Below are 6,885 nucleotides of genomic sequence, written 5' to 3' on the forward strand. Positions count from 1 at the left end.
ACCGGCAGCTAAGTCAATGGCAGAAATTACTGCATTCCGGGAATTTACGGTTACGGACGATAAAGATTCTGAACCAAAGATCAACCTGGTGGATGAAAACACCACTGTAGGATTGAAGGATCAGAAAGGCGATTTGGATACTGACCCTTTTGATCCTAACAAAATCAATAACAACAAAGGAAATGATGGCGGAACAGGTATCGAAACCAAAATCCCGGAGCCCAAAATTCATGAAGTCGTTGATGAAGATGCAATATTCCCTGGTGGAATCCCTGCATTACGTAAATTCATTGCAGACAACATCGACATCAATTCCATCGACGGAAGTGCGAAAGTTTACTTAAAATTCGTTGTGGACACAGACGGAAGTATTTCTTCAGTGACAGTTACCAAATCTTCAGATGATTGCAAAACATGTGAAAAAGCAGCTATCAAGGTGGTAAAATCAATGCCTCACTGGACTCCCGGAAAAGTAAACGGACAAGCTGTAAAAAGTTATTACAGACTTCCGATCAATATTCAATAAATTCAAGAATCTTTTTTTCATGTTTGAAAGGTGTTCGTCAATCGCGAACACCTTTTTGCTTTACAAACGGTGAACTGCTTTAATTCTAAAATTTTAGCAAGTATTTTTCAATAAAAATTGGATAGAAAAATAAAAAACGTAACTTTGCGCCCAAATTAAGGAATACACTTAAAAGGCAACAAAATGTCCAAAATTCAAGGTAAAATATCACAGGTTATCGGACCGGTTGTCGATGTAACATTCGACAAAGGCATGTCACTTCCAAACATCTATGACGCATTAGAAGTGTTCAAAGCAGATGGAACTAAAGTAGTACTAGAGGTACAATCTCATGTTGGAGAAAACTCCGTTCGTACAATTTCTATGGACTCTACTGATGGATTCCGTCGTGGAATGGAAGTTATTTCAACAGGAAGTGCGATTAAAATGCCTACTGGAGATCAAATCAAGGGTCGTTTGTTCAACGTAGTTGGAGAGGCAATTGACGGAATCGGAGCTGTTGACAATGCAAATGGTTTACCGATTCACCGTGAAGCACCGAAATTTGAAGATTTATCAACTGCAACTGAAGTGTTATTTACAGGGATCAAGGTAATTGACTTGATTGAGCCTTACGCAAAAGGAGGTAAAATTGGTCTTTTCGGTGGTGCCGGTGTAGGAAAAACAGTATTGATTCAGGAATTGATTAACAACATCGCAAAAGGACACGGTGGTTTATCCGTATTCGCTGGTGTAGGTGAGCGTACTCGTGAGGGGAATGACTTATTGCGCGAGATGTTGGAATCAGGAATTATAAAATATGGAGAGGCTTTCCTTCATTCTATGGAAGAAGGAGGATGGGATCTTTCCAAAGTGGATTTGAACGAAATGAAAGAGTCTAAAGCTACTTTCGTATTCGGGCAAATGAATGAGCCTCCTGGAGCTCGTGCACGTGTGGCACTTTCCGGATTAACAATGGCAGAATATTACCGTGACGGTGATGGCGAAGGTCAAGGAAAAGATATCCTTTTCTTCGTAGATAACATCTTCCGATTCACGCAAGCTGGTTCTGAGGTATCTGCACTTCTTGGACGTATGCCTTCAGCAGTAGGTTACCAACCAACGTTGGCAACTGAGATGGGTGCGATGCAAGAGCGTATTACTTCAACGAAAAAAGGATCAATTACTTCCGTACAGGCGGTTTACGTACCTGCGGATGACTTAACGGATCCGGCTCCGGCAAATACCTTTGCTCACTTGGATGCAACAACTGTATTATCCCGTAAAATTTCCGAGTTGGGTATTTACCCTGCTGTGGATCCATTGGATTCTACATCGCGTATCCTGACTCCAACAATTTTGGGTGATGCGCATTACGATTGTGCTTCCCGTGTAAAAATCACGTTACAGCGTTACAAAGAACTACAGGATATCATCGCGATCTTGGGTATGGATGAATTGTCTGAAGAAGATAAATTAGTCGTATTGAGAGCTCGTCGTGTACAACGTTTCTTGTCTCAACCGTTCCACGTTGCTGAACAGTTTACAGGAATCCCTGGAGTATTGGTAGATATCAATGAAACAATCAAAGGATTTAACATGATCCTTGACGGTGAAATGGATAAATATCCTGAAGCAGCATTTAACCTGAAAGGTGGTATCGAAGATGTTATCGCAGCAGGTGAGAAAATGTTAGCTGAAGCTTAATAGACAACAAGACATGAAGACTATAAGATCTTAAGAGTTTGATTTCAGGACGACGCCATTCGGTGAAATCCTGAAACCTCAAAGTCCTAAAGTCTTAAAATCTTGAAGTCCTAATATCTAAAATAAAGATGCAATTAGAAATTATCACTCCGGAAACTTTAATCTTCAAAGGTGAAGCAACGGCTGTTCAATTTCCGGGACTGGATGGTTCTTTTCAGGTGTTGAATAATCATGCACCGATTATCTCCGGATTAGCTGCCGGAACAATCAAGGTCGATTTATCTGAAGCCTTTAAAGTTACCGGAAAAACAAACCCGAACATTACAGCTGAGAACAATGGAAAAATTATCCATGTAAAGATCAAAGGCGGTGTTGTGGAAATGCAAAACAATAAAATCATCGTGTTAGCAGAATAATACGTGGTAATAAACAGATAAAGAGGGGTGTGGAATCACATCCCTCTTTTTGTTAAGGTCTGTTATAAAACGTATTTTTGCATGAACACATAAGATTCTTTAATTATTTTCGTTCTGTAATCATGAATCTACAGGATCAAATAGATTTAACAAACGTTCCAAAGCATATTGCCATCATTATGGATGGGAATGGGCGATGGGCAAAAAAACAGGGGCAAGAGCGCTTATATGGTCATTCCTTCGGAGTTGACTCGGTTCGCGCTACTTTAACCGCATGTAAAAACATTGGAGTGAAATATACAACCATGTACGCCTTTTCTACCGAAAACTGGAGCAGACCTCAGGATGAAGTGGAAGGACTTATGAACCTGCTTGTATACACTATTGCAAACGAAGTAAATGAATTGAATGCTCAAAACGTGCGTCTTCTAAGTATCGGAGATACCGCCGGCTTACCGGATGATTGCCAGAACGAGCTATTTAATGCCATTGAATCGACAAAAAACAATACCGGAGTTCATTTGGTTATTGCACTGAATTACAGTTCCCGTCAGGAAATTACAAAAGCGTTTCAAGAGCTTGCAACACAAGTGAAAAACGGTTTCCTGGAACCTTCAGACTTAACACCCGAACTGATTTCCGAAACACTATCCACAAAAGACATTCCAGATCCTGAGTTACTGATTCGAACAAGTGGAGAACACCGTTTGAGCAACTTCTTGCTTTGGCAGGTTGCATACAGTGAATTTCACTTTACTCCTGTTCTTTGGCCCGATTTCCGTGAGGATGATCTGTACAAAGCAGTTCTTGATTATCAATCGCGAGAAAGACGTTTCGGAATGGTATCCGAGCAATTATAACTGATTCTATGAAAAAAATACTATCGATTTTATTTATTACGTGCGTGTTTCAGTCCTTCGGACAAACCGGAGACTCAACAGCCGTAAAAACCCCGGCAGATAAAATTGATTCGACGAGATCTTCCACAACAATCGGTGGAGGAATGAATTTCGATTACGCAAATGCAGAAAAATACATCCTTGGCCCTATCCGTATCGAAGGAGCCGACAATTTCGACCCGCAGGCAATCAAATTGATCGCCGGATTAAAGCAGGGCGATCAAATCACTATTCCATCAGACAAAATCAGCAACGCCATTAAAAACCTTTGGAATGAAGGATTGTTTTCCAGCATTTCCATCGAGGCAGAAAAAGAAATCGCAGGAGTTATTTATCTGGTCATCAAACTGGCTCCGCGTCCGAAACTATCCCGTTTCAGATTTACCGGAGTTACCAAACGGGAAGTGGATAAAATCCGGGAAGAAGTGGATTTGTCATCAGGGCAAACCATTACCGAAAACCTGTTATTCAACACCAAAAATAAAATCAGAGGTCATTTCCTTGAAAAAGGGTACAACAATATTGCAGTAAATATTACACAGGTTCAGGACACCCTGATCAACAATTCCGAAATCTTCTTCATCGACATTGATAAAGGAAAAAAAGTAAAGATTAAGGAAATCATCTTTGACGGAAATACCACCATTAAACCGTGGAAACTTCGCAAAGTAATGAAGGATACCAAAAGACGTTCCATCATGCGGATCTTCAAACGCTCCAAGTTCAATCAGACCGCTTATAACAGAGATAAAGAGGCCGTTTTGGATAAATTCAGAGGAGCCGGATTGAGAGATGTTCGATTTGCTGTTGATTCGGTTTACAAAATAAACAGCCGAAATTTAGGAATCTACTTCAAGATCGAAGAAGGCCAGAAATACTATTTCGGGGATATTACCTGGATCGGAAACACCAAATTCAGCTCCGGACTTCTCGATACTGTTTTGGGAATCAAGTACGGGGATATTTACGACAAACCGCTTTTGGACCAACGCTTGAAACAAAGCCAGGACGGAAGAGATATTACTTCCCTTTACATGGATAGAGGATATTTGTTCTACCATTTGGAACCAGTTGAAACAGGAGTGAAAGACAACCATATCAATTATGAAATGCGTATGGTTGAAGGAAAAGAAGCTCGTGTAAAAAACATTATCATTAAAGGAAACTACAAGACCAACGAGCACGTAATTCGTCGTGAAATCCGTACGAAACCAGGAGATCTTTTCAACCGAAATGACATCATCCGTACACAACGTGAATTAGCTCAGTTAGGATATTTCAACGAACAAGGATTCCAGGTGAACCCGATTCCGAACCCGACAGACGGAACAGTTGACATCGAATACGTCGTGGAAGAAAAAAGTGCCGATCAGATTGAACTTTCCGGAGGTTACGGAGCTGGTCGTATCATCGGAACACTTGGATTGACATTCAGTAACTTCTCTGTTAAAAATATTTTCAAACCGAATTCATGGAGTCCGCTTCCAACAGGTGACGGACAGAGACTTTCCATCCGTGCACAAACGAACGGAAGAATTTACCAGGGATATAACTTCTCGTTCACGGAGCCGTGGTTGGGTGGTAAAAAACCGAATTCATTTACTTTTTATGTGAACCATACTTCGTTTTCATCGAGTTTGACCTTGAAAAAACGTGCTCCGAATTACTCCGGGGTTGCGATTACAGGAGCCGGAATCGGTTTGGGAAGACGTAAAAAATTCCCGGATGATTACTTTAGTGCATATTACGAATTGGCTTACCAATATTACGATGTACAAAACTACGCCAACCTCTTCCCTAGTTTCCAGGATGGGTACGCCAATGATATCAGTTTGAAGTATGCGTTACAACGTAACTCGATCAATTCACCGATCTATCCTACGGAAGGATCAAAAATCTCATTCACGGCTAAAGGAACTCTTCCTTACTCTTTATTTACGAAAGGAAAAGATTACAGTGCCATGAGTGCTCAGGAAACGTTCAAATACCTGGAGTACTATAAATTGAAATTCACTTTCGAATACTATTTGCCGCTTACTCCTGACAAGAAATTGGTATTGATGCCGCGTATCGGTTTCGGTTACATGGGAGCATATAACCGTGCGAAAGGTTTGACTCCGTTTGAGCGTTTCAACCTTGGAGGTAGTGGTCTATCCGGGGTAAATCAGTTCGGAGGTCGTGAGATCATCGCATTGCGTGGTTACGATGACAATGCATTATCTTCAAGCGGAGGTGATCCGATTGTTGCGAAATACACCATGGAACTTCGTTATCCGATTTCATTGAATCCGCAAGCTACATTCTTTGTACTGGCCTTTGCTGAAGCAGGAAATACTTATACCGGTTTCAAAACATTCAATCCGTTCAATGTAAAACGAAGTGTTGGTGCCGGAGTGCGTATCTTCCTTCCGATGTTCGGTATGCTTGGTTTGGATTACGGTTGGGGCTTCGACAAGCTGGATAAGCACTCTTACGGCTACGGAGGTTCTATAGATCAATCTATTGACTCTAAAGGTTACTTCCCTAAATTCACTTTCACCATCGGTATGAATCTTGGTGAACTTTAAACAATAAAAATGTTATCTTCGTCGTTCTTTCAAATTTCGCCTATGAAAACTCTTGCTTTATGCTTCTTAATGGTCTTTGGCATGACCTTTGTCAGTTCTGCTCAAAAGTACGGCTACATTGACTCTGAATTCATTTTGGGGAAAATGCCGGAATACAAAGAAGCGAAAGAACGCTTGGACAAGTTAGCAGAACGTTGGACTAAAGAAATCGAAGAGCGCTATGAGATGATCAAGAAGAAAAAGGAGAACTTTCTGAGAGAAGAAAGTTTATTGCCTGCCGAAGAGAAAACAAAACGGGAAGAAGAAATCAAAACCCTGGAGTCTGAAGCAATGGAAATGCAGCAAACGCGTTTCGGAGTATCCGGTGATTATTTCCAAAAAAGACAGGAATTAATCAAACCGATTCAGGATCGTGTTTACGAAGCAATGCAAACAGTTGCCTCAAAACGAAATTATAGTTTTATCTTTGACAAGTCAAACCAAAGTAACCTGGTGTATGCCGATAGTAAATTCGACATCAGTGACGAGGTTCTAAGAGAAATGGGTGTAAGCACCAAATGATAAATTGATAACTAAAAAACAAAAATGAAAAAAATCCTATTTGCCCTGGCACTTACTGTATGTGCAATCGCAACTACACAAGCCCAAACTAAAATTGGTCATGTGAAATCTCAGACATTGTTAGATACAATGCCTTCGAGAAAAGCAGCTATTAAAGAGATCAAAGAAATCGAAGCTGCCGGATTGAAAGAGTTAAGAGATATGGACAGTGCTGTTCAGGTTGCTTACAG

6 protein-coding genes and 1 pseudogene are annotated in these 6,885 nt (G+C 40.7%); all 7 read left to right on the plus strand.

The window, feature by feature from the left end; all coding sequences use genetic code 11:
• The coding region (locus Q1V93_RS13735; RefSeq protein WP_300665469.1) for an energy transducer TonB at positions 1 to 526 on the plus strand (526 nt) is incomplete at its 5' end.
• Positions 527 to 709: 183 nt separating this feature from the next.
• Positions 710 to 2,212 carry a F0F1 ATP synthase subunit beta gene (atpD, locus tag Q1V93_RS13740; RefSeq protein WP_300665470.1) on the plus strand — a complete coding sequence of 501 codons (1,503 nt, stop codon included), beginning with the start codon at positions 710 to 712 and terminating at the stop codon, positions 2,210 to 2,212.
• A 128-nt stretch (positions 2,213 to 2,340) separates the two neighbouring features.
• Positions 2,341 to 2,628: a F0F1 ATP synthase subunit epsilon gene (locus Q1V93_RS13745; protein WP_300665471.1), complete on the plus strand. Its 288-nt coding sequence runs from the start codon at positions 2,341 to 2,343 to the stop codon at positions 2,626 to 2,628.
• Positions 2,629 to 2,750: 122 nt separating this feature from the next.
• On the plus strand, positions 2,751 to 3,488 hold the full coding sequence (locus Q1V93_RS13750) for an isoprenyl transferase (protein ID WP_300665472.1): 738 nt from the start codon (positions 2,751 to 2,753) through the stop codon (positions 3,486 to 3,488).
• 8 nt (positions 3,489 to 3,496) lie between these two features.
• Positions 3,497 to 6,094, plus strand: a complete 2,598-nt coding sequence (gene bamA, locus Q1V93_RS13755) for an outer membrane protein assembly factor BamA (protein ID WP_300665473.1) — start codon at positions 3,497 to 3,499, stop codon at positions 6,092 to 6,094.
• A gap of 42 nt (positions 6,095 to 6,136) precedes the next feature.
• Positions 6,137 to 6,655: an OmpH family outer membrane protein gene (locus Q1V93_RS13760; protein ID WP_300665474.1), complete on the plus strand. Its 519-nt coding sequence runs from the start codon at positions 6,137 to 6,139 to the stop codon at positions 6,653 to 6,655.
• Positions 6,656 to 6,679: 24 nt separating this feature from the next.
• Positions 6,680 to 6,885 (plus strand): annotated as a pseudogene (locus tag Q1V93_RS13765) (OmpH family outer membrane protein); the annotation flags it as partial.

The sequence above is a fragment of the Fluviicola sp. genome, assembly GCF_030151805.1.
GTDB lineage: Bacteria > Bacteroidota > Bacteroidia > Flavobacteriales_D > Crocinitomicaceae > Fluviicola.

What these genes read in the sequence shown, in the direction of transcription:
- atpD (WP_300665470.1), top strand. Translation starts at nt 710, where the DNA reads ATGTCCAAAATTCAAGGTAAAATATCACAGGTTATCGGACCGGTTGTC.
- Q1V93_RS13745 (WP_300665471.1), top strand. Translation starts at nt 2,341, where the DNA reads ATGCAATTAGAAATTATCACTCCGGAAACTTTAATCTTCAAAGGTGAA.
- Q1V93_RS13750 (WP_300665472.1), top strand. Translation starts at nt 2,751, where the DNA reads ATGAATCTACAGGATCAAATAGATTTAACAAACGTTCCAAAGCATATT.
- bamA (WP_300665473.1), top strand. Translation starts at nt 3,497, where the DNA reads ATGAAAAAAATACTATCGATTTTATTTATTACGTGCGTGTTTCAGTCC.
- Q1V93_RS13760 (WP_300665474.1), top strand. Translation starts at nt 6,137, where the DNA reads ATGAAAACTCTTGCTTTATGCTTCTTAATGGTCTTTGGCATGACCTTT.